General features: G+C 73.4%; 15 protein-coding genes. 7 read left to right on the forward strand and 8 right to left on the reverse strand.

What is annotated here, in order from left to right:
• Positions 1-95: 95 nt before the first annotated feature.
• The 4 genes from ABGB01_RS02245 (at position 96) to ABGB01_RS02260 (ending at position 10,532) form a co-directional block, all read left to right on the forward strand.
• Entirely contained in the window at positions 96-5,030 is a 4,935-nt protein-coding gene (locus ABGB01_RS02245) for a tetratricopeptide repeat protein (RefSeq protein ID WP_347769694.1), read from the forward strand.
• A gap of 71 nt (positions 5,031-5,101) precedes the next feature.
• Positions 5,102-5,830, forward strand: a complete 729-nt coding sequence (locus ABGB01_RS02250) for a TetR/AcrR family transcriptional regulator (protein ID WP_347769696.1) — start codon at positions 5,102-5,104, stop codon at positions 5,828-5,830.
• A complete protein-coding gene (locus ABGB01_RS02255) occupies positions 5,827-8,358 on the forward strand; it encodes a PEP/pyruvate-binding domain-containing protein (RefSeq protein ID WP_347769698.1) in 2,532 nt (843 codons plus the stop codon). Before ABGB01_RS02250 ends, ABGB01_RS02255 begins: the two co-directional genes overlap by 4 nt.
• A gap of 185 nt (positions 8,359-8,543) precedes the next feature.
• Positions 8,544-10,532 carry a translation factor GTPase family protein gene (locus tag ABGB01_RS02260; RefSeq protein ID WP_347769700.1) on the forward strand — a complete coding sequence of 663 codons (1,989 nt, stop codon included), beginning with the start codon at positions 8,544-8,546 and terminating at the stop codon, positions 10,530-10,532.
• On the opposite strand, the gene ABGB01_RS02265 is transcribed toward ABGB01_RS02260, so the two are convergent.
• The 7 genes from ABGB01_RS02265 to ABGB01_RS02295 all read right to left on the reverse strand — a co-directional run bounded on the left by ABGB01_RS02265 (position 10,529) and on the right by ABGB01_RS02295 (position 20,346).
• Entirely contained in the window at positions 10,529-11,281 is a 753-nt protein-coding gene (locus tag ABGB01_RS02265) for an intradiol ring-cleavage dioxygenase (RefSeq protein ID WP_347769702.1), read from the reverse strand. The two genes, ABGB01_RS02260 and ABGB01_RS02265, sit on opposite strands and share 4 nt — an antisense overlap.
• A 156-nt stretch (positions 11,282-11,437) precedes the next feature.
• Positions 11,438-11,593, reverse strand: coding sequence for a hypothetical protein (locus ABGB01_RS02270; protein WP_347769704.1), 156 nt, complete (start codon positions 11,591-11,593; stop codon positions 11,438-11,440).
• Between the two features lie 21 nt (positions 11,594-11,614).
• Positions 11,615-12,346, reverse strand: coding sequence for an SDR family oxidoreductase (locus ABGB01_RS02275; RefSeq protein ID WP_347769706.1), 732 nt, complete (start codon positions 12,344-12,346; stop codon positions 11,615-11,617).
• Positions 12,347-12,397: 51 nt separating this feature from the next.
• A complete protein-coding gene (locus ABGB01_RS02280; protein WP_347769708.1) occupies positions 12,398-13,243 on the reverse strand; it encodes an oxidoreductase in 846 nt (281 codons plus the stop codon).
• A gap of 210 nt (positions 13,244-13,453) precedes the next feature.
• The gene (locus tag ABGB01_RS02285) at positions 13,454-14,326 is read right to left on the reverse strand and encodes a helix-turn-helix transcriptional regulator (protein WP_347769710.1); all 873 of its coding nucleotides are present in this window, start codon (positions 14,324-14,326) and stop codon (positions 13,454-13,456) included.
• A gap of 82 nt (positions 14,327-14,408) precedes the next feature.
• On the reverse strand, positions 14,409-18,920 hold the full coding sequence (locus ABGB01_RS02290; protein ID WP_347769712.1) for a hypothetical protein: 4,512 nt from the start codon (positions 18,918-18,920) through the stop codon (positions 14,409-14,411).
• Between the two features lie 166 nt (positions 18,921-19,086).
• On the reverse strand, positions 19,087-20,346 hold the full coding sequence (locus ABGB01_RS02295) for a C39 family peptidase (RefSeq protein ID WP_347769714.1): 1,260 nt from the start codon (positions 20,344-20,346) through the stop codon (positions 19,087-19,089).
• A gap of 185 nt (positions 20,347-20,531) precedes the next feature.
• Here ABGB01_RS02295 and ABGB01_RS02300 point away from each other — a divergent pair, with 185 nt between their 5' ends.
• The 3 genes from ABGB01_RS02300 to ABGB01_RS02310 all read left to right on the forward strand — a co-directional run bounded on the left by ABGB01_RS02300 (position 20,532) and on the right by ABGB01_RS02310 (position 23,105).
• Positions 20,532-21,188 carry a nucleoside monophosphate kinase gene (locus tag ABGB01_RS02300; RefSeq protein ID WP_347769716.1) on the forward strand — a complete coding sequence of 219 codons (657 nt, stop codon included), beginning with the start codon at positions 20,532-20,534 and terminating at the stop codon, positions 21,186-21,188.
• An 82-nt stretch (positions 21,189-21,270) separates the two neighbouring features.
• Positions 21,271-22,272, forward strand: coding sequence for an ATP-binding cassette domain-containing protein (locus tag ABGB01_RS02305; RefSeq protein WP_347769718.1), 1,002 nt, complete (start codon positions 21,271-21,273; stop codon positions 22,270-22,272).
• Positions 22,269-23,105, forward strand: a complete 837-nt coding sequence (locus ABGB01_RS02310; protein ID WP_347769720.1) for an ABC transporter permease — start codon at positions 22,269-22,271, stop codon at positions 23,103-23,105. Before ABGB01_RS02305 ends, ABGB01_RS02310 begins: the two co-directional genes overlap by 4 nt.
• Here ABGB01_RS02310 and ABGB01_RS02315 read toward each other — a convergent pair.
• Positions 23,087-26,251, reverse strand: coding sequence for a BTAD domain-containing putative transcriptional regulator (locus ABGB01_RS02315; RefSeq protein ID WP_347769722.1), 3,165 nt, complete (start codon positions 26,249-26,251; stop codon positions 23,087-23,089). The two genes, ABGB01_RS02310 and ABGB01_RS02315, sit on opposite strands and share 19 nt — an antisense overlap.
• Positions 26,252-26,297 lie beyond the last annotated feature (46 nt).

Here is a 26,297-nt window from a genome sequence, read left to right on the forward strand (position 1 = left end):
TTCCCGGTGCGTCGACTCCGAGATCCCGGAATGGCTGTGACCAAGCATGGCGTATGTGTAGCTTTTTCACATTATTGGATGACCTTGGAGAGATGATGGCGTCAGAACAGCTCGACGCGGCCATGAAGCACTGGGAGGCGGGAGATCTCGACGAGGCCGCCGCGCTGTTCAGGCAGATCGCGGCCACGGGTGACCCGGAGGCGTCCCACCTGCTGGCAGGGGTGCTGCAGGAGCAGGGAGACCTGGACGGCGCCGAGGCGGCGCACCGCTCGGTGATCCAGTCTGGGGATCCGGTGTTCGGGCAGCGCTCGGCCATGGCCATGGGCATGATGCTGGTCAACGCCAAGGAGTGGCCGGCGGCCCACCGGGTGCTGACGATCGCCTCCGACGGCGCCGACTTCGAGGTGGCCGCGCTCGCCGAGACGGCCATGGTCCTGGTGTGCACCCAGCTGGGCGACGCGCAGGGCGCCCAGGAGGCGCTCGAACGTGCCCGCAGGTGTGACAGCCCCGCCGTGGCCGAGCTGGCCGCGCGGCTCGAACTGCCGGACTTCGAGCAGGATCCCGCCTCGGCCCACGACCTGTACGAGGCGGCCGACGGCGAGGACGACTACCAGGCGCTGCTGACCTGCGGCGACCCCGAGGTCGTGTCGCTGTCGGCGTTCCGCCTCTACCAGCTGTACGCCGAGGCGGAGGAGTTCGACGCGGCCCGTGAGGTGTGCGAGCACGCCATCGCCGTCGGTCACCCCGACCACCTGGCCATGGCGCACAAGCTGCTCGGAGCCGTCCTGGTGGACCTCGGCGAGTACGCCGACTCCGCGGCCGCCTACCGAGTGGCCGCCGAGGACCCGAGGCCCGACATCCGGTTGCCGTCGCTGATCGAGCTGGCCAAGGTGACCGCGCAACTCGGCGACGAGGACGAGACCAAGGCCATCTTCCGCAGGGTGATCGCCAGCGGGCAGCGCGAGCACGCCGTCGAGGCCCAGGCGTGCCTGGCCCAGATGCACACCGAGGCGGGCGAGGTGCCCGAGGCGCTGGCCGCGCTGCGGGCGGTGCTGGAGGCCGGCGAGAGCGAGTGGGCCTCGATCAGCGTCACCCTGCTCGGCATCCTGCTCGAACAGCACCCCGGCGCCCACGACGAGATCATCGAGCTGACGGAGTCCGCGGCCGGGCACGCCGACGCCGACGCCGCGTACAAGGCCGGGCTGCTGCTCGACCACGACGCCATGCAGCAGCCGCTGCCCGACCCCGTCGAGGAGCAGGCGCTCCAGGACACCGACAACGGTCTCGCCCGGCTGCGCGGCGGCGACCTGGCCGAGGCCAGGCGGCTGCTGCGCAGGGCCGCAGACTCGCAGGCGCCGGCGCAGTCGCTGCGGGCCATGGTGGCGCTGGCCGAGCTGGAGCTGGGCGAGGGCGACCGGGAGCAGGCCGACGAGCTGCTGACGTACGTGGCCGAGAGCGACGACCTGGTCCAGGGGTTCAGCGCGACGTTCCTGCTGCACCTGCTGGGCGAGCCGGGCGACCAGCCCCACCCCGTGCTCGCGGCGATGCTCGACCACCAGCGGCTGGGCAGGGAGGAGGGCCTGGCCCGCTACCGCGCGACCATGGACCACCCCGATCCCGGCGTGGCCGCGATCGGGACCGTCGTGTTCGCCCAGATGCTGGTCTCCATCGGGTTCGACCTCTCCGACGCGGCCGAGCTGTTCGAGCGGGCGGCGGGCTCCGGCGATCCGCTGGCGCTGTCGTACGCCGCCCTGATCCGCAAGGACGTGCTGCAGGACCCGGACGAGGCGACCGCGCTGCTGCGCCGGGCCTGGACGGACGGTCATCCCGCGCTGGCGGCCTGGGTGGCGTACGCGCTGGGCGGGTTCGTCGCCGAGGACGACCCGCTCCTGGCGCGGGCCGCGTACGAGCGGGCGACGGCGGCGGAGCACCGGGGCCTGCGCGTGGAGGCCGCCGCCGACCTCGTGGGCCTGTACGAGCAGCAGGGCGACCTGCTGGCCGCCTGCCGCCTGCACGAGCGGCTGATCGCCCAGGGGGAGGGGGAGCGCAGCGCGCTGCTGCTGGGGTACACCAGGGTCAGGCTCGACGATCTCGACGCCGCCCGCGCGGCCTTCGCGCTGGGCTCCGACGAGGTCAGCACGTTCGGGCACGCGCTGCTCGGCCAGGACTTCGAGGCCGCCGCGGCGGCGTTCCCCGAGGGAGACGCGCAGGGGATGGCCGGCGCGCTCGCGATGGAGTGCGCGCACGCCTGGCAGCGCACCCGCCAGGCCGGCGCCGCGGACCGGGCGCTCTCCCTGGTGGTCGCGGCGGGCGGCCCGGACCTGCGGCAGCGGGCCGGCTGCTACCTGGGCGCCCTGCGCGACGACGCCGGTGACAAGCGCGGCGCCGTGGACGCGTGGCGGCAGGCCGCCACGGGAGGCGACGACCACCTGACCGCGGTGGCGCTGCACTCCGCGGGACGGGCGCTGATGAAGCTCGGCGAGCACGCCGAGGCCGCCGAGGCGTTCGCCGGGGTGCCGGAGACCGGCGACGAGAGCCTGCGGGCCCCGGTGGCCCTGGGGCTCGGCGAGGCGCTGGTGGCCTGTGGCCGCGTGGACGAGGCCGGCGAGCGGCTGGTCGCGGCGCTGGGCGAGAACGCGTCGCTGCACCTCGCCCGGTTCCTGCTCGGCCACGGCGACGCGGAGGGCGCGCTCGCGGCCATGACGGCCGCGCCGCCCGAGGTGACGGGGGAGTCGGAACGGCTGCGCGGCACCCTGCTGGCCAGGACCGGCGACCTGGAGCCCGCGCGCGCGGCGTTCGAGCGGGCCGCGGCCATCGATCCGGCCTCGGAGCCGCGGACCATGCTGGAGGCCGGCCGCTGCCTCATGGCGGCCGGTGACAGCGAGTCCGCGCACTTCGCCCTGGAGCGGGCCGCCGCGCAGGAGGACGACGCGTACGCCGCCGCCGTCTCCCGCCACCTCCTCGGCCGGGCCACCCCCGAGGAACTGCCCTGGGTGCTGGCGGCCGAGGGCGACCGGCAGGGCGCCCTGGCGGCGCTGACGGAGCAGACCGGCTCCGAGCTGACGGCCGGGCTGCTGCTCGCGCTCGACGCCGAGGACCTGCCCGGCGTCCGCGACCTGCTGGCCGGCGCGGACCCGGCCGGCCTGCAGGAGGCCCTGCGGGAGGTCCTGTCCAGGGCGCAGGACATGGACGACGGCGTGGCGGGCCCGTTCTGCGAGCTCGTGGCCGAGCTGGGCGAGCCCGCGCTCGCGGCGGAGGCCAGGATCGACCTCGGCGTCGTCCTCACGAACGAGGGCCATCACTGCCGGGCCGAGCTGAGCCTCCTGCCCGCCACCGAGCGGGCGGAGACGGCCGCGACGGCCTGGCGCAACATCGCGGTCGTACGCCGTCGCCGCGGCGACCTCGACGGGGCCGTGGAGGCGGCCAGGGCCGCGCTGCCCGCCACCGCCATGGTCCTGGCCGATCTGCTGGGCGAGCGCGGCGACACCGGAGGCGTGCGCGTGGCGCTGGCCGAGGGGGCGGCGGCGGGCGACCTCGAATGCCGCCGCCACTTGCTCGTCCATCTGCTCCAGGAGGAGGACCACGACGCTCTGGAGCGGGAGGCCGAGCAGGCCGTGGCCACCGGTGACCCGGAGACCGTCGCCATGGCCCACTGGACGCGGGGCGACGCCTGCAAGGCAAGGGGCGACATGGAGGCCGCGGCGCGCGCGTACGGCATGGGCGTCGACGCCGGCTTCCCCGCCACCACGTCGAGCATGCGGGTGGACCTGGCCAGGGCGCTGCGCGAGCTGGGCGACACGGAAGGGGCGGCCCGCGAGGTCCGGCTGGCCATCGAGTCCGGCGACCCGGACGCGATGGCCAGGGGCGGCGTGCAACTCGGCGTCTGGCTGCACGAGGAGGGCGACGATCTCGGCGCCGCGCGGGCGTTCGAGGCGGCCGCGGGCACCGGCACCGACCTGGCCGGGACCGCCGTGAACAACCTCGGAACCCTCGCCCATCAGGCCTGCGGGCGCGGCGATCACCCGCTGGCCATGCAGGTGCTCGCGCTCATGGGGGAGAGCGCCGCCGAGGCGGCCCGCGGGCTGGGTGACCTCTGCGAGGACCCGGAGGCCGTCCGCGGGTACTACGAACTGGGCGGAGCCGGGCCCTTCACCGACCTGCGGGTGGCCGAGCGGCTGGCCGAGCTCGGGCGTACGGAGGAGGCCCGCGCGATCTACGAGCGGTTGCACGAGCACGACAACCCCGACGTGCGCTTCGTGGCCGGCGGCAGGTTGCTTGAGCTGCTCGACCCGGAGGGCGACTCCGAGGCCCTCTACGACCTGACCGAGCGCCAGGCGGGCGACGCCGACAGCCCCGCGAGAGGCGTGTTCGCCAGCCTCCTCGGCATGCTGCAGAGCGACCAGGGCGACACCGAGCAGTCGCTGCGCACCCTGCGGGAGGCGGCGGAGGGCGGCGACCCGACCGCGCTTGTCGCGTTCGCCCAGGCGCTGGTCCGGGCGGGCGAGGTCGACGAGGGCCGCGAGGTCTACCGCCGGGTGCTCGACGCCGGCGACGCCGACCGGGCCGTGCGAGCCATGATCGGGATCGGGCACACCTACCACGACGAGGACGGGGCGCGGGCGCGCGAGTGGTACCGCAGGGCCGTCGACGCGGGAGACGGGCACAACGGCGCCCTGGCGGCCATGTACCTGGGCGCGCTGGCCAAGCGCGAGCGGGACTTCGGCGAGGCGCTCACCTGGTACCAGCGGGTCATCGACGCGGGCGACTCCGAGTCGGGGCTGGCATCCGCGCACCTCGGCGAGCTCTGCTACTGGCTGGGGGACCGCGACGGAGCGCTGCGGTACTACGAGCAGACCCTGGGTCTGACCGAGCAGCCGGACCTGGTGGCCGAGGCGGCCTGCCGGCTGGGCGAGATCCGGTACGAGCGGGGCGACCTGGAGCAGGCCAGGCGGATGTTGCGCAGGGCGGTGGACACCGGCGACGCGTCGTTCGCCACGGAGGCGGAGGCGCTGCTCGCGAAGATCGGCTGACCGCGGCACGAGCTTGCGCATAATTTAATGACCGTTTAATCTCATCTAGTCAAACAAACGGGGTGAGATGCATGGTCAAGCCAGGACGACCGCCACAGGATCCGGCGCGCCAGCGCGAGCGGGCGCACCGGATCCTCGACGCCGCAAGCGAGCTGGTCCTGCGGTGGGGCTACGACAAGACCACGATCGACGACGTGGCCAAGCGCGCCGGCGTCGCCAAGGGCACGATCTACCTGCACTGGAAGACCCGCGACGAGCTGTTCACGGCGCTGCTGCGCCGCGAGCGGGTCCTCATGCTGGACGACGTGCGCCGCGGCGAGCCCGCCACGCTCAGCGCGCTCTACGGCGCGTTCGCCCGCGAGCTGCTGCGCCGGCCCCTGCTCCACGCGCTGCTGGGCGACGACTCCGCGATGCTCGGCAAGCTGACCCGCCAGAAGTTGCGCGGGACGAGCGCTCCGGAGCTGCTCCCGGCCCTCGACTCCTACCTGGCCGAGCTGATCAAGCGCGGCGCCGTGCGCGAGGAGCCTGGAGACCACGCCATGGTGGTCGGCGCGACTCTTTACGGGTTCCTGCTCATGCCCGAAGGCATGCAAGGGATCACCCGGCCCTCCGACGACCAGGTCGCCGACCTCGTGGCCGACACCATCGAGCGCACGATGAGCACCGGCCACCCGCCCTCCGGCGACGACGCGGACGCCGTGGCCCGGGCCACGCTCGACTACCTCGACGCCGTCATGGAGATCGCGCAGGCGAAGCTGGCGGCCTCGATGAACGGCAGCACCGCGGGGAGTGCGCGATGAAGGCCGTGATCCCCCTCGACGACGCCGCCGCCGACCTGGCGACCGCGGGCGGCAAGGGCGCCTCACTGGCCCGGCTGGCCAGGGCGGGGCTGCCCGTCCCCGGCGGGTTCCACGTCACGACCGGCGCCTACCGCGCGTTCGTGGCCGACTTCCGTGACGAGGTCCTCAGGGCGTCCTCCGCCGACCCCGCCGTGATCGCCCGCATGTTCGCCGAGCACGACATGCCCGCCGAGATCGCCGAGGAGATCCGCCACGCGTACGCGGCGCTCGGCGGCGACGTGCCCGTCGCCGTCCGGTCCTCGGCCACGGCCGAGGACCTGCCCGGCATGTCGTTCGCCGGGCAGCAGGACACCTACCTCAACATCAGGGGCGACGCCCTGCTCGACGCGGTCAAGCGCTGCTGGGCCTCGCTGTGGAACCCGCGAGCCATCGCCTACCGTGACCAGAACGGCGTCCCCCACGACGACGTGGCGCTGGCCGTGGTGGTGCAGGAGCTGGTCGACGCGGACGCGGCCGGCGTCATGTTCACCGCCAACCCGGTCACCGGCGCCCGCGACGAGACCGTGATCAACGCCTCGTGGGGGCTGGGCGAGGCGGTCGTCGGCGGGCAGGTCACCCCCGACACGGTGGTGGTGTCCGGCGGAGCGGTCGTCCAGTCGCGCATCGCCGACAAGACGGTGATGACCGTCCGCACCGCCACGGGCACCGAAGAGCGGACCATGCCCGGCGACCTGCGCGGCACGGCCGTGCTCGACGACGCGCGGGCCGTGGAGCTGGCCGGGATCGGCGCGCGCATCCAGACGCTCTACGGCACGCCGATGGACGTCGAGTGGGCCTCGCGCGACGGCGCGTTCGCCATCGTGCAGGCCCGCCCGATCACCGGCCTCGCCCCCGAGGTCGAGGAGTGGAACGACAGCCTCAAGGGCGACTACCTGTGGACCGGCGGCAACCTGGGCGAGGCCATCCCCGACGTGATGACGCCGCTGACGTGGTCGTTCGTGCGGCTGTTCATCGCCGAGGCGATGTCCGCCTCGACCCTGCCCGGCTTCGACCTGGTCGGCAACATCGGCGGCCGCTTCTACATGAACCTGAGCGTCGTCCACTCCATCGCCACGGCCCTCGGCATGAAGAGCCGGCTCAGCGCGGTCGAGCAGGTCTTCGGCAAGGTCCCGCCCGGCCTCGACGTGCCGCTGGTGAAGGTCTCCCGGTGGGAGATCCTCAAGCGCGTGCTGCCCATGGCCGTGCGCATCCGCCGCCGCGTGCGTACGAACCTCAAGGGCATGCACGCGTTCCTGGCCACCTCCCAGCAGCGCTGCGAGGACCTGCGGGAAAGGGTCGCCGCCACCGGCTCCGCCGCCGAACTGGCCGCCCTGTGGGACACGGAGATCCGCGAGCACACGGTCACCGCCTGCAGCATGCTGGAGGCGGCCGGCCGCCAGGGCGGCACGACCCTGGTCTTCACCCGCGACCGCCTGCGCCGGCTGATGGGCGAGCTCGACGCGGAAGCCATGCTGACCGGGGTCAACAGCGGCGGCGAGCTGGCCAGCCTGGGCCCGGTGATGGGGCTGTCCAGACTGGCCAGGGGAGAGATCACCAGAGCCGAGTTCGCCCGCACGTACGGGCACCGCGGCGCCCACGAGTTCGAGGTGTCGATTCCCCGCCCGGGCGAGGACCCCGGCTGGATCGACGCCCAGCTCGCGGGGCTGGGCGGCCTGCGGGACGACACGGAGGCGCTGCTCACCCGGCAGGCCAGGGCCAGGGAGGATGCGTGGGCGCGTTTCGCCGAGCGTTATCCCCGCAAGGAGGCCAGGATGCGCGCCCGGGTCCAGCGGTGGAGCGCCGTGGTGCGCGACCGCGAGGCGACCCGTTCCGAGAACATCAGGGCCTTCTGGGTGCTGCGGGCCTTCGCCGTACGCGCGGGGGAGCTGACCGGCCACGGCGACGACGTGTTCTTCCTGTACCTGGAGGAGCTGCTCGCCCTGCTGCGCGGCGACCCGGCGGCGCTGGAGCGGGTGCCCGTGCGGCGGGCCACCTACGAGCGGTACGCCGCGCTGCCGCCCTACCCGGCGCTGATCGTCGGGCACTTCGACCCGGTGCGCTGGGCCGCCGATCCCGGCCGCCGGGGCGACCTCCACGACGCGCGCGGATCCTCCGTCACGGTGAGCGACACCGTGACCGGCTTCCCCGGCGCGCCCGGCGTGGTCGAGGGCGTCGCCCGCGTGCTCTCAGGCCCCGAGGAGGGCGAGCGGCTCAAGCCGGGCGAGATCCTGGTCACGACGCTGACGAACGTCGGCTGGACGCCGATGTTCCCGCGGGCCGCCGCCGTGGTGACCGACCTGGGGGCGCCGCTGTCGCACGCCTCGATCGTCGCCCGCGAGCTCGGCATCCCGGCCGTGGTCGGCACCGGCAACGCCACCATGCGGCTGCGCGACGGCGACCGCATCAGGGTCGACGGCGAGCGGGGCACGGTCGAGTCGCTGGAGTCACAAGACTCCGCCAAGGCGGTCGCGCCCGCGGGCGAGGTGTGATCAGGCCGGCCGCCCTGAGCGCGGCGGCCGGCCTGGTCGAGCGTCCAGGAAAATTCGTTTGCCCCGCCGGTCGCGGCTCTGGTGTGCTGACCTCAGCCGAACGATCAGAAGGAGCACCACCATGCGAGCACCTGTCATGTCCACCCAGGAAGGAAGCCCCATCTCAATGAAGGACATGACGTTCGGTGCCTATCCTCAATCTCGGGATCCTCGCGCATGTAGACGCCGGTAAGACCAGCCTGACCGAGCGGCTGCTGCACGCCGCCGGCGTCATCGACGAGCCCGGCCGCGTCGATGACGGAAACACCCAGACCGACTCCCTGGCCCTGGAGCGGCAGCGCGGCATCACGATCAAGTCCGCGGTGGTCTCGTTCGTCGTCGGGGACACCACGGTCAACCTCATCGACACGCCCGGACACCCCGACTTCATCGCCGAGGTGGAGCGCGTGCTGAGCGTGCTCGACGGCGCGGTCCTGGTCGTCTCGGCCGTGGAGGGCGTGCAGCCGCAGACCCGCGTGCTCATGCGCACGCTGCGCCGGCTCGGCATCCCCACACTGATCTTCGTCAACAAGATCGATCGCCGGGGCGCCGACCCCGGCCGCGTGCTGGGCGAGCTCGCCGAGAAGCTCTGCCCGGCCGTCGTCTCCATGGGGTCGGCCGCCGGTCACGGCACGGCCGGCGCGTCCTTCACGCCGTCCGGCGACGAGCCCGCCTTCGCCGGCCGCCTGCTCGACGTGCTCGCGGACCAGAGCGAGTCGCTGCTGGCCGCGTACGTGCACGACGAGAGCTCCGTCTCCTACGCCGGGCTCCGCGCCGAGCTCGCCGCCCAGACGGGGGAGGCGCTGGCGCACCCGGTGTTCTCGGGCTCGGCGATCACCGGCGCCGGCGTCGACGCGCTGATCGCCGGCATCGAGGAGCTGCTCCCGGCCGCCGAGGGCGATCCTGAGGGCCCGCTGTCCGGCACGGTCTTCAAGGTCGAACGCGGCCCGGCGGGAGAGAAGATCGCCTACGTGCGCATGTTCTCCGGCAGGATCCGCATCCGCGACCGGCTGACCTTCGCCCGCGAGGGGGAGTCCGGCGCACCCCGCGAGGGGAAGGTCACCGCGATCAGCGTCTTCGACCGGGGCGGCGCGGCGCCGGGCCCTGAGGTGGGCGCGGGCCGCATCGCCCGGTTGTGGGGCCTGGCCGACGTCCGCATCGGCGACACGATCGGCCTGCCGCGCAAGGCCGAGGCGCAGGGCCATTTCCCGCCGCCGGCGCTGGAATCGGTGGTGACGCCGGTGCGGCCCGGCGACCGGGGCGCGCTCCACGTGGCCCTCGCCCAGCTCGCCGAGCAGGACCCGCTGATCTCCCTGCGCCAGGACGACGTGCGCCAGGAGGTGTCGGTCTCCCTCTACGGCGAGGTGCAGAAGGAGGTCATCGAGGCCACGCTGCGCGACGACTACGGCATCGACGTCGCCTTCCGGGAGACGACCACGATCTGTGTCGAGCGGCCGATCGGCACGGGAGCCGCGGTCGAGGTGATCGCCAAGGATCCCAACCCGTTCCTCGCCACCGTCGGGCTGCGCGTCGAGCGGGGCCCGCGCGGCGGCGGGGTGGAGTTCCGGCTGGAGGTGGAGCTGGGCTCGCTGCCGTACGCGTTCATGAAGACGATCGAGGAGACCGTGCACGAGACGCTCCGGGAGGGTCTGCACGGCTGGCAGGTCGTCGACTGCGTGGTCACGCTGACCCACACCGGCTACTGGGCCAGGCAGAGCCACATGGGAGGCGGGTTCGACAAGAGCATGTCGAGCACCGCGGGAGACTTCCGCAACCTGACGCCGCTGGTCCTGATGAGCGCGCTGGCGCAGGCCGGCACCATGGTGGAGGAACCGATGCAGAGCTTCCGCATCGACCTGCCCGCGGACACCGCCGGTCAGGTGCTGCCCGTGCTGGCCCGGCTGGGCGCCGTGCCGCGCGCCCAGTTCCCCGGCATGCTGGCGGGCGACATCCCGGTGGCCGGGGTGCACGCCCTGGAGCAGCAGCTGCCGGGGCTGACGCGGGGCGAGGGCGTGCTGGAGTGCGACTTCGACCGCTACCAGCCCGTACGCGGGCCGGTTCCCGAGCGCCCGCGCACCGATCACAACCCGCTCAACAGGAAGGAATACCTGCTGCGCGTCGTCCGGCGGGTCTAGCGGCCGTCCCGGTCGGGGTCGGCCGACAGGACGATCGCGCCCAGGTAGCCGTCGCCGTCCTCCACGACCGTCATGAGCATGCCGTCGCGGTAGTCCTCGTCCTTCTCGTTGACCGTGTCACGCCCCGGGTTCGCGGAGTACGGGGGCCTCGCCAGGACCGCGGCGTTGAGCGACTCGTCGAACATCAGCTGCGTGCACAACACGCGCCGGTCGCTGACGTGGACCATGACGTGGATGTGCACGGTGCGCCCGGGGTACCAGCCCGGCCAGATCGTGGTGAACTGCACGATGCCGTCGGGGTTGGTGACCTGGGCGCCCCGCAGGTAACGCTTGTCGTCCGTGGGCGTCATATCGGTCATGAGCGGCATGCCGACGCTGCCGCTCTTCGACTCCTGCTCCGCCCCCGAGTACAGGCCGGCAGCGTCGCAGTGCCAGATCTCCACCACGGCGTCGTGCACCGGCCGGCACGTCGCGCTGTCCTGGATCCTGATGCCCAGCCGCAGCCGCACGCCCGGCTTGCCCTCGCGGATGTCGCTGCGGATCCGGCCGGCGTCGAAGTAGAAGGGTCCCTGCGTCGCGCTGGGCGTCAGCGTGCACGTGCCGGCGCCGGCGAGCAGCGAGGAGAGATCCGTGGTGACCGTGCCGGCCCTGGCGCCGGAGGCCGACAGCAGGCCGCCGAGCCCGAGCGAGCTGACACCGGCGATCAGCCGCCGCCGGCTGACCCGCTGTCCCTCATGATCGTGTCGCATCTGAGTTCCTTCTGGGCGTTCCGTCCCCTCGCACGAACGTCTCACGGAACGACGGAAATCCTCCGAAGGCGCGGCGGTGACCAGGCGTTCTCGCCTGCACGCCGACCGATCCTTTACGGCGGGGCATCGCGTACGCGCTCCGGCCGCTCTGATCGATCAGGGCCCCGGCGGCGGGCCGTAGATCTCCGGGATCGCCCGCTTGATCACCGCCACCGTCCGCTCGGGCGTCATCCCCGTGTTGTCGATGCCGAGGTAACGGTAGCCGTCCTGATCGGCGGCGATGGTCGTGTCGCCGGTGTCGACCAGGCCCACACGGCCGCGCCACGCCGGCGGTCAGCGCTGCCGTGCCGGACGGATGATCAGCTCGTTCACGTCCACCTCCGGCGGCTGGCCGACCGCGTACGCGATGGCGTCGGCGATCGCGGAGGGCGGGATGGAGTCCGCCCGGTAGGTGCGCATCGCCTCCTGGGCGCCGGCCTCGGTGATGGTGTCCGCGAGCTCGGACTCCACCACGCCCGGCGAGACGGTGGTGACGCGGATGCTCGGGTCGAGCTCCAGGCGCAGGCCCTCGGTGATCGCCCAGGCGGCGTACTTCGTGGCGCAGTAGACCGCGCCCGTCGGCACCACCTCGTGGGCGCCGATGGAGGCGACGGTGACGAAATGGCCGCCGCCCTGGCGCTGGAAGTGCGGGAGCGCGGCGGCGATGCCGTGCAGCAGGCCGCGCACGTTCACGTCGATCATCCGGTCCCACTCCTCCACCAGCAGGGAGTCGAGCCGGGACAGCGGCATCACGCCCGCGTTGTTCACGATCACGTCGATCCGGCCGTGCCGTTCGGCGGCGGTGTCAGCGAACGCGGCGACGTCCTCGCGGTCGGTCACGTCGAGGCGCCGCACGTCGACCGTGCCGCCGGCCTCCTTGATCCGGGTGGCGAGGTCATCGAGACGGTCCGTGCGGCGGGCGCCGATGACGACGTGGTTCCCGTCGCCCGCCAGCCGCAGCGCGGTGGCCTGGCCGATGCCGCTGCTGGCGCCCGTGATCAGGACGATCTTCTCGGTGGTGGTCATGTCGGTCGCTCCCTTTCGTTGCGGTACGTCGGCCGGCTTCGGACTGCCGTCCTATTTCGGGAAGTCGGCGCTGAGTGTGAGGTCACGCCAGGCGTCGAAGCCGGTTCTGAGGGTGTCCAGCCGGGCCGAGGCGACGTCGTACGCCGCCCTGCCCAGCAACAGGCGGAGCGGCGGAGCATCGGCTCCGACCGCGGCGATGATCGCCTGGGCCGCCCGTTCAGGGTCGCCGGGCTGGTTGCCGTAGGTCGCCAGCGTGGCGGCGCGGCGCGCGCCCGCCGTCTGCGCGTAGTCGTCGATCCGCACGGGAGACTGGCGCATGGAAGGGCCGGACCAGTTGGTACGGAACGCGCCGGGCTCCACGATCGTGACCTTGATGCCCAGCGTGGCCACCTCCGCGGCCAGCGACTCCGACACGCCCTCCACGGCGAACTTGGTGGCGTGGTAGTAGCCGGTCGCGCCGAAGGCCGCCAGGCCGCCGAGCGAGGAGACGTTCACGACATGGCCGGCGCGGCGGGCGCGCATGCCGGGGAGCACGGCCTTGGTCACGTCGAGCAGGCCGAAGACGTTCGTGTCGAACAGCGCGCGGACCTCGCGGTCCTCGCCCTCCTCGACGGCGGCCAGATAGCCGTACCCGGCGTTGTTGACCAGGACGTCGATGCGGCCGAAGACGGACTCCGCCCGGGTGACGGCCTCCTTGATCTGGTCCTGGTCGGTGACGTCGAGCGGCAGGGGCAGGGCCCGGTCGCCGTGGCGGGCGGCCAGGTCCGCGACCTGCTCCGGGTCGCGGGCGGTGACGGCCGCGCGCCCGCCGCCCGCCAGGACGGCGGCGGCCAGCGCCCGGCCGAGACCGGTGGAGCAGCCGGTGATGAACCAGACGGGCGTGTCATGGGTGGTCATACGAGGGGTCACTCCAGAGTGGTGTTCCACATGTTCACGTGGTGGTCGTTGTGCGTGGTCGTCGTGCGTGTGGGCGGCATGGCCGTTGGCCGGTAGCCGGTGGTTGTCGGTCGTGTGCGGGCGTGGTCGGTGTGGGTGTTGCCGGGCGTTTTCCGGCATGACATATCGGCGCGCCGGCCATCGGGGCGGGCGCGTGGCTGGTGTGGGGGATCAGTCCTCGGTGACGGGCGGTCGTTCGGTGGCGTGCGCCGGGCGCCGTACTTCCTGCTCGGTCGTCAGGCTGCCCAGCAGGGCCAGCGCCTCCTCGGAAGGGCTGCCCGGGTCGGCCTGGTAGACGACCAGCTGCTGGCCGGGGGTGCCGTTCACGGTCAGTGACTCGTAGTGGAGCGTCAGCTCGCCCACCAGCGGGTGGCGGAACCGCTTGGTCTCGCGGGTCTTCTGGCGGATGTCGTGGCGGGCCCACAGCGTGCGGAAGGTCTCGCTCCTGACCGACAGCTCGCCCACCACCTCGATCAGCTTCGGGTCGTCGGGGTCGGCGCCGGCCGCCGCGCGCAGCCCGGCGACGGTGTTGACCGCCACCCGGTCCCAGTCGGGATAGAACTCCCGCGCGTCCACGTCGAGGAACACCAGCCGCACCAGGTCGTCGCTGTGGGCGTGTCCGGCGAACAGGGCCTTGCCCAGGGCGTTGCCCGCCAGCACGGTCAGGCAGCGGCCCAGCACCACCGCCGGCGTGTGCGGCCAGGCCCGCATCATGCGCAGCAGGTGCGGGCTGACCTGCTCGCGTCCGGGAGCCGGCCGCCGCCCGGTGGACGCTCCGGCCAGCCGGTGCAGGTGGGCGGCCGCGTCCTCCTCCAGGACGAGGGCGCGGGCCAGCGCGTCGACCACCTGCGCGGACGGGTGGCGCTCGCGGCCCTGCTCCAGCCGTACGTAATAGTCGGTGCTCACGCCCGCCAGCTGGGCCACCTCTTCGCGGCGCAGCCCTGCCACCCGGCGGCGCGCGCCCAGTGGCAGGCCCAGATCCTCCGGCCGGAGCAGCTCGCGGCGGGCTCGCAGGAACTGGCCGAGCGGGTTGTCCCTGTTCATACCTTCGAGGCTAGGACAGGAGCCGCCCGAGCAGGAGCTCGGAGGGTGGGTGGGCTACTCCCACGCTCCGGGCGGCAGCGGGTCAGGCCGCGCAGGGCGCTTTGTACGGGACGCCGGGAAGGTGGTGGGTCCACTCGGCCTTGGTGATCGTCATCCCCGAGGTCTCGCAGACGTTGGCCCGCGCCTGCTCCACGTCCAGCCCCCACAGCTGGGCCGCGACGCCGGAGGTGCCGGCCAGGACCGTGCCCTCGGGGCCGAACTCGACGTCGTTGACCGAGCCCGACCCCGTGAGCACCGCCCACAACACCGGCCGGGCGCGGTCGGCGATGTTCCACACCCGGATGGTGTCGTCCCGTGACGCCGTGGCCAGCGTTTTGCCGTTCGCGTTGAACGCGGCGGCGGTCACGTCGGCGGAGTGCCCGGGCAGGATCGACAACCGTCGCGGCCGCTCAGGCCGGGTGACGTCCCAGAGGCGGGTCGTGCCGTCGGTGGCCGTCGTGGCGAGCGTCTTGCCGTCCGGGCTGAACCGCACGTCCAGCACGCCGCCGGTGTGGGCGGGGACGTCGGCCAGCCGGCGCGGCTCGGTGGGCGTGGACACGTCCCACAGCCGCAGGTTGGAGGAGCGCGAGCCGGTCGCGATGACGCGGCTGTCCGGCCGGAACGCGACCGTGTCGAGCATCTCGTCGGCCACGCCCGGCGCCGCCACCCGCTTGGGGGCGGCGGGTGTGGACACGTCCCACAGGTAGAGCTTGCCGTCCTTGCCCGCCGTCACGACCTTCTTGCCGTCAGGGCTGTACGCCGCCGACCGCACGCCGTCGGTGTGCCCCTTGAGCGTGGCCACGAGCTTGGGCGTGGCGGGCTCGGAGACGTCCCACAGCCGGGCGGTCCTGTCGAGCGAGGCCGTGACCAGGTGCGTGCCGTCAGGGGCGAACGAGGCCGCGACGACGGCGGCGGTGTGCCCCGACAACGTCGACAGCGGCGTGGACACCGCGGGGTCGGAGACGTCCCACAACTTCACGCTCTCGTCGTCGGAGGCGGTGGCGAGGGTGTCGCCGTCCTTCGACATGGCCAGCCCGCCGACAGTGGACGTGTGGCCGGTGAGCCTGGCGCGTGGCGAGACGCGGGCGGCGTTGGCGACGTTCCACAGGCGGGTCGTGCCGTCCACGCCGGAGGTGGCGAGGTTCTGGCCGTTCGGGCTGAACGCCACGCCGGTGACCGCGCCGCCGGCGCCCGCCAGCGTGGCGACGGCCTGCGGCGAGCTCGGGCTGGACAGATCCCACACGCGGGCGGTGCCATCGGTGGAGGAGCTGGCCAGGATCTTGCCGTCGGGGCTGAACGCCACGTCACCGACCGTCGAGCCGTGCCCGCTCGCCGTGCCGACGAGCTTGGTGGCGGTGACGTTCCACACGTGCACCTTGCCGGTGTCGGAGCCGGTGGCGAGGTAGACGCCGTCGGAGGAGAACGCCACGCTCCTGACCGCGCCGTCCTGCGCGGGCAGCGTCGCCAGGCTGGTCGGCTTGGCGGGGGTGCGCACGTCGAGCAGCGCGACGCCGCCGGTGGACGACGTCACGGCGATCAGGCTGCCGTCGGGGCTGAAGGCCACCTCGGAGATGTCGGAGCTCTGCTGCAGCACGGCGACCCGCTTGGGCTTGCGCGGGTCGGCGAGATCCCACAGCAGGACGGTCCGGTCGGCGGACGCGGTGGCCATGATGGTGCCCTTGGGGCTGAACGCCACGGAGAGCACGCGCTCTTTGTGCCCCTTGAGCGTGGCCATGGCCGCGGGCTTGGCGGTGTCGGAGACGTCCCACAGCCGGGCGGTCCTGTCGGCGGACCCGGTGGCGAGGATCCGCCCGTTCGTGCTGAACGCCACCGCTCCCACGCCGCCCGTGTGACCCTTCATGACGCCCAGAGCCTTCGGGCGGAGGGGGTCGGCGACGTTCCACAGCCGGGCGGTGAGGTCGCTGGACACGGTCGCGGCCACCCGGCCGTCGGGGCGGTAGACCACCCGCTCGACGGGCGCGGTGTGCCCGACGAGCCGCGCGCCGATCGGGCGCGAGAGCGTGCCGAGCAGCGCCCCGCGGGCCTCGGCCGTGGGCGAGACCTGGAAGGCGCTGAGCGCGAGCTGCGCCGCGAGCGACGTGTCGGGCATGTGGCCGGCGGTGGCGGCGACCTGGCGCGACAGGGCCTGGTCGCGTTGCGTGGCCGCCGTCGTGGCCCGGCTGCTCGCCTGACCCCGCTGCACCAGCGCCACCACGGCGCCGCTCACGGCCACGAGCAGGAGCACCGAGAGGGCGGCGATCACCCCGCGGGCGATCTGCACGCGGCGGTTCTGCCGCTGCTCCGACGCGTCGAGGAACTCCCGCTCCGTCCGGGAGATCGCGTCCTCGACGGGCGCCGGGCCGGGGCGCGCGGCGCCGTCGGTGCCCGCGGGACCTGGCACGTCGCCGTGGGAGGCGGGGCGGCCGCCCACCACCGCGAGCGCGGCCGCGAGGCGGCCCGCGTCGTACAGGTAGGCGGGATCCTGCTCCTGTTGCTGCCAGAGCCGGGCGTCCTCGGTCAGGCGGCGCTGGACGAGCAGCCCGGCGCGGCCGGCGTCGATCCAGCCGCCGAGCCTGGGCCAGGCTCGGATGAGCGCCTCGTGGGTGATCTCCGCCTCGTCGTTCCGCACGGTGACGAGCCGGGTGCGGACGAACTCGGCCAGCACCTGCCCGGCCACCGAGGGGTTGCCCGGCAGCAGGTCGGCGAGCGCGACCCGGCGTTTCGTACCGCCGATCTGGTCGTCCACCTGGACCAGCCGGATCAGCAGGTCGCGCGCCATCGGCTCGAACTCCGCGCCGAGCCCTCGCAGGGTGTCCTCGGCGCTCGACGCCAGCGCCCCGGTGACGCCGCCGGCCGACCGGTAGCCGGTCATGGTGAGCATGCCGCCGGAACGCCGCTGCCAGGTGGCCAGCAGGGCGTGGGAGAGCAGCGGCAGCGGGCCGCCCGACCGTTCGAGCGCGTCGGCGTTCGCCTGGAGATCCTCCAGCAGCAGGTCGGTGAGCCCGGGCTCGAGCGAGAGGCCGGAGCGCAGGGCGGGCTGCTCGATCACCGTGCGCAGCTCGGCCCCGGTCATGGGCGAGACGATCTCGGGCCGCTTCATGGCCTCCAGCAGGCCGGGGTAGGCCGCGCAGCGCCCGAAGAAGTCGGCGCGCACGGCGAGTACGACGGCCACGTTCCTGGACAGCCCGGCGAGCGCCTCGACGAACCGGCGCCGGGCCCGCTCGTCGGTGCAGGCGATGAATAGCTCCTCGAACTGGTCGACCACCAGCAGCGTGCGTCCCTTGACGCCCGTGAGCGCCCGCCGCGCCGCGCCGGGATCGGAATCGATGGCCGCGCGCAGCCGGTCGGGCGCGCTGCCGCCGAGCGCCGCCAGCTCGCGCGCCAGCGCCGCCGTCGGCTCCGCGCCGGGGGTCAGCACGAGGCACGACAGCTCGTCACCGAGGTCGCGCCGCATGGCGGGAACCAGCCCGGCCCGCAGCAGCGACGACTTCCCGCAGCCCGAGGCGCCGGTGACGATGAGCGGCCCGCCGGCCTCGAACGCCTGCGAGCCGACGACCACGGGCGGAGGGTCCTCCCGCAGGGCCTGCCGCACCCGCGTGGCCAGGGACCTCGTCGCGCTCTCCCGGCCGAAGAACAGCTCGGCCTGCTCGGCCGTGTAGGGGACCAGGCCGCGGTAAGGGCTGGACAGGTCGCCGGGCGAGGCGATCGGCGGGCCCGCATGGGGGCGGCGGGCCGTCTGGGCGGGGTTGGGCGCGAGCGGCGGGCGTTCGGCCAGGATGGCCGGCCGGCCGGCGGCCTGGCGGCGCGGGCGGGGGAACCCGCCTTCGGGGAGCACGCGGGTCAGGTGGTGATGGACGTGGTCGAGGGTTAAGTCGTGGGGCCCTGCGGGGTCGCCTTCGTTCAGCAGCCGCAGCAGCGCCCCGCTGAGCGCCGTGTGGCGGACGCCGGGCAGGGCCCACGAGTTCTCGTCCTTCGCGGACGACGTGAGCACGTAAGCGCCCGGCCAGGGCGCGCCGGTCACCTTCTCCATCGCCTTGGCCGGCACGGGCCGGCCGGCGCCGGTGAAGCAGCAGTCGAGGACCACGACGGTGAGCTCGGCCCGCGAGGACGCCAGGATGTCGCGCACCGCGGACCAGGGGAGCGCCTGGTAGCCGGGCATCCCGTCGCCGAGGTCGACGGTGGCCTGCGTCGCCAGGTGCGGCTCGTCGTCAGGCCCGAAGACGGCGTGGCCGATGTAGTGGAACATCAGCACGGACGTCGCCTCGCGCGCCGCCCGCTCGAGCGCCTCGCCCAGGGCGGCCGGGGTCGCCGGGTCGAGCAGCACGTTCAGGCCGGACGCGGCCAGGCCCGCCCGCTCCACCAGGCACTGGGAGACGTCGTTGACGGTCGGCGGCACGGCGGGCACCTGCGGCAGCCGCGACGGCGCGCGGTGCGCGCCCGTGCCCGCGACCAGCACGCGGGCGCCTTCGTCGGACAGCAGCAGGGAAGGACCGCTTCGCCGTGGAGGCCACACCAGCCGGGTCTTCTCGAGCGTCGCAGCATCGTCCTCGGTCATCCGGCGCTCCACGGCATGGGGAGATGGGTGCGTCGAGGGCGCCGTGCGCAGCGGCATCAGCTCACCGGACGACCCCCCGATCGGCGTACGCAGGGAAACGAACGGGCTGGCCCGCCTTCCCCGGGTGACAGGGTACGCAGGTCTCCGCCCGTCGTCGAGTCGGTCGTCACCAGTTGGCGGGCAGCCCGGGAGTCGTTGCGGGCAGGGTGTGGCCGGGCGGGTGGATGACGTACGCCACTCCGCCGCTGCTCGAACTGCGGAGCCACACGTTCTCGAAGTTCGCGCGCGGATATACGCGGCGTACGGCGGAGTTGGAGGAGGAGGCCGGGTCGTTGGCGATCACGTCGCCGCCGGAGGTGAAGCCGACGATCGCCATGAGGTGACCGTTGGTGCCGTAGCCGGCTCCGGGCAGCTCGCTCGCCTTGAACGACTGCGAGGTGACGACCGGGATGCCCGCCTTGATCAGGTGTTCCAGCTCGGTCAGCGAGCGCAGCCGGGTGACGAACCCGTCCATTCCGTACCGTCCCGCGTAGGCGGTGTTGAACGGCCAGTTGCCCGCGCCCTCGTACGCGTGGTCGTAGGTGTGGCGGGCGGCGTGATCGACCTCGGGGTCGGGGTCGGAGGGGTCGACCCAGGAGGTGTCCTGGGCGCTGGGCCACCTGTCCCAGTAGCCGAGGACCATGGTGGTCGAGGTCGGGCTGCACCATGCCTCGCCGCCGCCGTCCCACTCCGGGTAGTGGCCCTGGTGCACGTTCTGGGAGCGGCGCGGCACGTCCAGCTCGGTGCCCCACGCGCCGCCGCCGGGGCTGACCGGCACCGTCGCGCGGTCGGGCACGTTGGAGGCCATGACGCCGGACGTGCGCACCCGCGGCGTCGCCGAGGAGCCGGGCGCGCGGTAGAGGGTCAACCGCAGCTGGTAGGCGGTCATGGGTTTGCCCGCGGCCGCGACCAGGGTGTCCACGGCCACCGACGCGTCGCCGTCGCCCTGCCCGGGGACCGACGTGCGGCGGATGTCGCCCTCCGCGTACGCCCACCTGCCCAGCGAATACCACTTCGTGAGGCCCTCGGCGTTCCTGGCGCGGGTCTCGACCTGCATCCACGAGCCCGCCGGGACGTCCGCCGTCCAGGAGGCGATCAGTTCGGTGGCGGGGAACCCGACGGCCCGCTCGGGGCCCGTCCAGCGCGCGTACTCCCAGGTCCTGGTGCCGAGCGCGTCGGTGTGGGAGACGGTGCCCGCGGCCGAGCCGAACGTCAGCCCGTCGCCCGCCGCGGTGCCCTCGGACGTGCCGGTGGCGAAGTCGGCCCGCTGGAAGACGACGTCGGGGACGACCTTCGCGGGCCTCGCCGCCGCGCCTGCCGGAGCGGCGGACGTCGCGGTCACGAGCAGGCCTGACAACAACGACAGGAACACGGGCAGCGTACGCATGGACCCACCTTCTCCGAAGGCGCTCGATCTTGCTGACAATAGGCGCAACCGGCCCGTAAAGCATCGGGAAATCTACGTATCGCCCTTCCGGTTTCATGACAGCATTTGCCGGTCCGGCGCGCATGAACACTGATGGGATGGTGACGATGCGCAAGAGATAAGAAATGACCCCCGGGAAGTGTGACATGCGGAAATATGTGATCATGGGCGTGCAGGGGAGCGGCAAGGGCACCCAGAGCGCCCTGCTCGCCGACGACCTCGATCTGGTGCACATCAGCGTGGGCGACATCTTCCGCTGGCACGTCAAGAACCACACCAAGCTCGGCGCCCAGGTGCGCCGCGTCGTCGCGGCGGGGGAGCTGGTGGGGGACGACCTGGTGGAGGATGTCGTCAGCGACCGGCTCCACCTGCACGACTGGAACTACGGGTTCATCATCGACGGCTTCCCGCGCAACCGCCGCCAGGCGGAGTTCTTCCTGGAGAGCTACGACATCGACGGGGTGATCCATCTCGACCTGCCGGACGAGGAGGTACGCCGGCGCGTCCTCGCCCGGCGGCTGTGCTCGCGCTGCGGCATGGACTACAACCTGATCGCGCACCGGCCCACGACCGAGGGGCGCTGCGACGTGTGCGGCGGCGAACTCGTCACCCGGACCGACGACACCCCTGACGCCCTGGCCAGACGGCTGCGCGACTACCACACCAAGATCGATCCGGTGCTGGAGCTGTTCCGGCGCAAGGAGTACGTCATGACGGTCGACGCCCGGGCCGGCAAGACCACGGTCCAGCAGGCCATCCGCACCAGCCTCGGCCTCCCGCCCCACCCCGGCGAGACCGCCTGACCGCACCTCCCGGCGGGTCCTCCCGCAACCGGTGAAACCCGGTCGAGGGCGCCGTGAAACCGCCGCCGCCCAGAGTGAGGCCATGAGCATCACAGAACTCGGCCGCACCCGCGGCGGCCCGGCCCTCCGCGGGTCCACGGAACCGGCCGTACGCACGGAAGGGCTGGTCAAGACGTTTGGCGAGCACCGTGCCGTCGACGGGATCGACCTGCACGTGCGCGCCGGTGAGATCTTCGGCGTCCTCGGCCCGAACGGCGCCGGCAAGACCACCATGCTCCGGATGCTGGCCACCCTGCTGACGATCGACGCGGGCCGCGCCGAGATCTTCGGCGTCGACGTGGGCGGCAACCCGCACGTGATCCGTCAGCTGATCGGCGTCACCGGACAGTACGCGTCGGTCGACGAGAACCTGACGGCCCGCGAGAATCTCTGGCTGTTCAGCCGCCTGCAGGGCGTCGCGGCGCCACGCGCCCGGCGCGTCGCCGCCGCACTGCTGGAACGCTTCGGCTTGGAGGAGGCCGCCGACAAGGCCATCGCGCAGTTCTCCGGCGGCATGCGCCGGCGCCTCGACCTGGCGGCCAGCCTGATCACCAGGCCACCGCTGATCTTCCTCGACGAGCCGACCACGGGTCTGGATCCGCGTACGCGCGGCCAGATGTGGGACACCATCCGCGGCCTGGTCGCCCAAGGGTGCACGGTGCTGCTGACCACGCAGTATCTGGACGAGGCCGACCAACTGGCCGATCGCGTCGCCGTCATCGACCACGGCCGCAAGGTCGCCGAGGGCACTCCCGACGAGTTGAAGAGCGCGGTGGGCGACTCCGCACTCCAGCTGCTGCTCGCCGAGCCGGACGAGGTGCCCGCCGCCGTGGAGGTGGTGCGGCGCGTCCTCGGCTCCGATCCGGTGCTCAGCCCGGAGCGGGGCCGCCTCAACGTCGCACTCGGCCAGGCCGACCTGGCCGGCGACGTGCTGATCGCGCTGCGTACCGCAGGGGTGTCGATCTCCTCGGTGAGCGTGGCCAAGCCCAGCCTGGACGAGGTGTTCCTCGCCCTCACCGGCCACGGAACGGAGGAGACCCGATGACCACCACGCTGGCTCCCGCCCACGAGACGGTCCGCGCCGCCGACCGCGTGGCGGCCGCCCGGCGGCGCGTCACCATGGGGGAGACGATCGGCCAGACCATGACGATGGCGTGGCGGGCGCTCAAGAAGATGGTGCGCAACCCGGAGCAGTTCTTCGACGTGGCGCTGCAGCCCATCCTGTTCACCGCGATGTTCGCCTACATCTTCGGCGGCGCCATCTCCGGCGACGTGGGAAGCTACCTCCCCCTCATGATCCCCGGCATCCTCGCCCAGACCGTGCTGACGACGTGCATGGCCACCGGCACGCAACTGCGCGAGGACATGGAGAAGGGCGTCTTCGACCGGTTCAAGTCGCTGCCGATCGCCCGGATCGCGCCGCTCGCCGGGCCGATGGTGGCCGACCTCCTGCGCTACACGATCGCGGCCACGCTGACCTTCGGCATGGGCCTGGTGATGGGCTACCGTCCGGGCGGCGGCGCGGGCGGCGTGCTCGCCGCGATCCTGCTGGCGATCTTCACGGGCTGGTCGCTGGCGTGGGTGTTCACGTGGATCGGCACGATCGCGAGGAGCGCCCAGGCCGTGCAGGGCATCTCCATGATGATCTTGTTCCCGCTGACGTTCCTGTCGAACGCGTTCGTCCCCGTCGAGACCCTGCCCGGCTGGCTGGCCGCGTTCGTCCGGGTCAACCCGGTCTCCCACCTGGTCACGGCCGCCCGCGACCTCGCCAACAGCGCCCTGGTCAGCGGAGAGGTGGCCTGGACGCTCCTGGCCTGCCTGATCGTCATCGCGATCTTCGCGCCGTTGTCGGTGCGGAGCTACAAGCGGCACATGTGACCGCCGCCGTCGCGGCCGGACACCTGCTCGACCTGCCTGCGGGCCTCGTCGAGCAGGTCGGAGCCGCGCCGGCCGCCGTATCCGGCCCGCACGGCGGCGATCACGCCCGGCGCGGCCCGCTCCGCATGCGGCTCGATCCGCTCGAAGGCCATGGTCGGCATGCCGCTGTTGAACGAGAAACGCTCGGCCAGCACCAGCAGCCTGATCGCGTCGCGGGGGGACGTCACCTCCCGCAGCAGCCCCCACGCGCCGAGCGCGAAGAGCATCGAGCCGCACAGCGGGAAGTCGAGCACGGGGGAGGACCCGGCCAGCAGGTCGTGGCCCCGCACGGCGGCGAACAGCTCCTCGCCGTAGCGGACGTCGTCCGGCCCGGCGTGGTACGCGTACGCCGTCAGGGCGACCGATTCCGCGACGATCGTCCAAGGAGTGGTGTCCGTGCGCGGCACCCCGGGCGGCCGCAGGTCGCGCGCCCGCTGGACGGCCCGGCGGTATTCCGCGAGCGCGGCGGCCGTCTCGCCCCGGGCGAGGGCGAGCTCGGCCGCGCACAGCGACACGAGCGCGACCCCGCCCAGCACTGCCTCGTTGTCGTTGATCCGGACGATCCTGGCGAGCTCGGCCTCCGCGGCGCCGACCTCGCCGTCGGCCAGCGCCGAGGTCAGCAGCACCGCGCGGAGCTGGGTCTCGTCGTCGACGGCGCCCAGCCGGCTCAGCGCCGGAATGGCGGTGCGCGCGTGCCCGACAGCCCGCCGGTGGTCGCCGAGGTGCGTGGCCAGGTGAGCCAGCACGGCATGCATGGTCGCGGCGATCCACGGGCCTTCGTCGTCGTGGAGCATCGCCAGGGTCTGTTCCGCGGCCTCGGTCGCCCCGGTCAGGTCCCCCGCGTTCTCCAGGACGTGCACGCTCGCCTGCGCCGCCGCCAGGGCCACGTCACGGTCGGCGCTCCCGCGCAGCTCCTCCAGCCGGGGGCGTACGTCGTCGCCGTCGGCGCTCGCCAGCACCACCGCTGCCATCGCCGCCACACGGGGATCGGTCGCGTCGCCGGCGGGCAGCCTGCGCAGGAGGTCGCGCAGGGGGTCGCCGCGGCGGTCGGTGATGATCATGGTGTTCATCAGCGTGATCAGAACGGCGACCCTGGTCGCCTCGACGAGGTCCGGCGGCGGCGCCCAGCCGCCGACCACGTCGGTGATCGCGTCCAGGTGCACGAGGATCCTGACGTGATCGCCGCGGATCGACCACAGCGCGCCGGCGCCGACCAGCAACCGGACCGCCGTGGCGGGATCGGGCTCGCCGAGGGCCCTCCTGAGCAGATCGGCGAGGTTGCTCTCCTCGGCCCGCAACGCGTCCGCCGCCGCGAACTGCGCCGGGCCGAACAGGGCGGAGGCGTGTTCCTCGGAGTATGCCGTCGCCCAGGCCAGTTGCGCCGCCCGTGCGGACGCCTCCTCGCCGGCCTCCTTGAGCCGCATCCGCCCGAACTCCCTGACGGTCTCCAGCATCCGGTAGCGCAGGCCGTACGCCGTCTCGCGGACGCTCAGCATCGACTGCTGGGTCAGCGCGTCCACGGCGCCCAGGGCGTCCTGGCCGAGGACGTGCTCCGCCGCGGCCAGCGTGAAGCCGTCGCCGAAGAGCGACAACCACCGCAACGCCCGCCGTTCCGGCTCACCCAGCAGGTTCCACGACCAGTCGATGACCGCGAGCAGCGTCCGGTGCCGGTCGGGGGCCGTACGGTTCCCGCCACGCAGCAGGGCGAACCGGTCCGCCAGGCGGCGCTCGATCTCCTCCACCGACATCACCCGCACCTTGGCCGCGGCCAGCTCGATCGCGAGCGGCAGTCCGTCGAGGCGGGCGACGACCTTCTCGACCGCGCCCGCCTCGATCCGCACGTCCGGGCGGGCGGCCGTGGCGCGCTGGCGGAACAGCGCGACCGCGTGGCCCGGGGGCAGCTCGCCGAGGAGGTAGACGTGTTCGGCGGGGATCGACAAGGGGGCCCGCGAGGTGACGAGCACCCGCAGGTCGCGGGTCGTCACGGCCAGGAAGGCCACCAGGTCGGCGACGGCCTCGATCACGTGCTCGCAGTTGTCCAGGATGAGCAGCGCGGGAGCCTGGTCGAGATGCTGGGCGATCCGGGCGCGTACGTCTGAGCGCTGCTCGGCGGTCAGGGCACGCCGGCCGCTGACCGAGTCGCGGACCCCGAGCGCCGAGCCCACCTCGCCCACCACGCCCTCCGGCGAGGAGACGCCGACGAGCTCGACGAAGTGAGCGACGGGCTGCGCGGCGTTCCTGCCCACGACGTGGGCGAGCCGCGTCTTGCCCAGCCCGCCGGGGCCGACGATGGAGACCACCCGATTGGCCTGCACCAGCGCGCGCACCGCGCTGATGTCGCCGCCACGGCCGAGCAGCGAGGAACCGTCGAACTGGATGCCCGTGCGCACCGGCCGGTCCGCGGCGAGAAGCTCGGCGTGCACGCGGGTGAGCCCGGGCCCCGGCCCGGTGCCGAGCCGGGCGGCCAGGCGCGCGCGATAGCGCTCGTAGCGCTCCAGAGCGGCGGCGGCGCCGCGTACGGAGGCCTCGCTGCGCAGGAGGCAGGCGAGCAGCTCCTCGTCGTGCGGACGGTCGGCCGCGGCCTCCTCCAGCAGCGGCAGCGCGCTCTCGTGAGCGCCGCTCCTGCCCCGCGCGATCGCCGCCACCCGCCGCGCCTCGGCCGCCCGCGCCGCCGCGGCGTCCTTCAGCTCTGCCACCGCGCCCGTGGCGCCGTCCACGCCGCCGGCCGCCAGACTCATGGCCTCCTCCGCGCGGCGGACCGCGAGCGCCATGTCGTCCTGGGCCAGCGCGGCCCGTGCCTGCTCCACCAGCGTGCCGAGCAGCAGCGCGTCCACCTGGTCGGCGGCCAGCCCGAGCCGGTAACCGCGCCGGACCCGCACCACGACGTCGGCGCGGGTCGCCGCCCTGGTCCGCGAGACGACCACCTGCAGCGCCTTCGTCGGGTTGGCCGGCGCCTCGTCGGGCCACAACTCCTCGACCAGGCGCTCGTCACTGGCCCCTGCCCGCCCGTGCAGGGCGAGCACGGCCAGCAGGGTGTGCGCGCGATCACCGACCACGCGGGCACCCCGCCAGCGGACGCCGTCGAGCAGGATCAGTGCGGGGGACACACCCTCAGCTTACGGAAGCCGGGCCGGGGGAGCTCCTCGCGCGAGG

It is taken from the genome of Nonomuraea sp. B5E05, from assembly GCF_039880665.1.
In the GTDB taxonomy this organism is placed as follows: domain Bacteria; phylum Actinomycetota; class Actinomycetes; order Streptosporangiales; family Streptosporangiaceae; genus Nonomuraea.

What these genes read in the sequence shown, in the direction of transcription:
- ABGB01_RS02255 (WP_347769698.1), top strand. Translation starts at nt 5,827, where the DNA reads ATGAAGGCCGTGATCCCCCTCGACGACGCCGCCGCCGACCTGGCGACC.
- ABGB01_RS02280 (WP_347769708.1), bottom strand. Translation starts at nt 13,243, where the DNA reads ATGACCACCCATGACACGCCCGTCTGGTTCATCACCGGCTGCTCCACC.
- ABGB01_RS02310 (WP_347769720.1), top strand. Translation starts at nt 22,269, where the DNA reads ATGACCACCACGCTGGCTCCCGCCCACGAGACGGTCCGCGCCGCCGAC.
- ABGB01_RS02285 (WP_347769710.1), bottom strand. Translation starts at nt 14,326, where the DNA reads ATGAACAGGGACAACCCGCTCGGCCAGTTCCTGCGAGCCCGCCGCGAG.
- ABGB01_RS02265 (WP_347769702.1), bottom strand. Translation starts at nt 11,281, where the DNA reads ATGCGACACGATCATGAGGGACAGCGGGTCAGCCGGCGGCGGCTGATC.
- ABGB01_RS02305 (WP_347769718.1), top strand. Translation starts at nt 21,271, where the DNA reads ATGAGCATCACAGAACTCGGCCGCACCCGCGGCGGCCCGGCCCTCCGC.
- ABGB01_RS02250 (WP_347769696.1), top strand. Translation starts at nt 5,102, where the DNA reads ATGGTCAAGCCAGGACGACCGCCACAGGATCCGGCGCGCCAGCGCGAG.
- ABGB01_RS02290 (WP_347769712.1), bottom strand. Translation starts at nt 18,920, where the DNA reads ATGACCGAGGACGATGCTGCGACGCTCGAGAAGACCCGGCTGGTGTGG.
- ABGB01_RS02275 (WP_347769706.1), bottom strand. Translation starts at nt 12,346, where the DNA reads ATGACCACCACCGAGAAGATCGTCCTGATCACGGGCGCCAGCAGCGGC.
- ABGB01_RS02245 (WP_347769694.1), top strand. Translation starts at nt 96, where the DNA reads ATGGCGTCAGAACAGCTCGACGCGGCCATGAAGCACTGGGAGGCGGGA.
- ABGB01_RS02295 (WP_347769714.1), bottom strand. Translation starts at nt 20,346, where the DNA reads ATGCGTACGCTGCCCGTGTTCCTGTCGTTGTTGTCAGGCCTGCTCGTG.
- ABGB01_RS02300 (WP_347769716.1), top strand. Translation starts at nt 20,532, where the DNA reads ATGCGGAAATATGTGATCATGGGCGTGCAGGGGAGCGGCAAGGGCACC.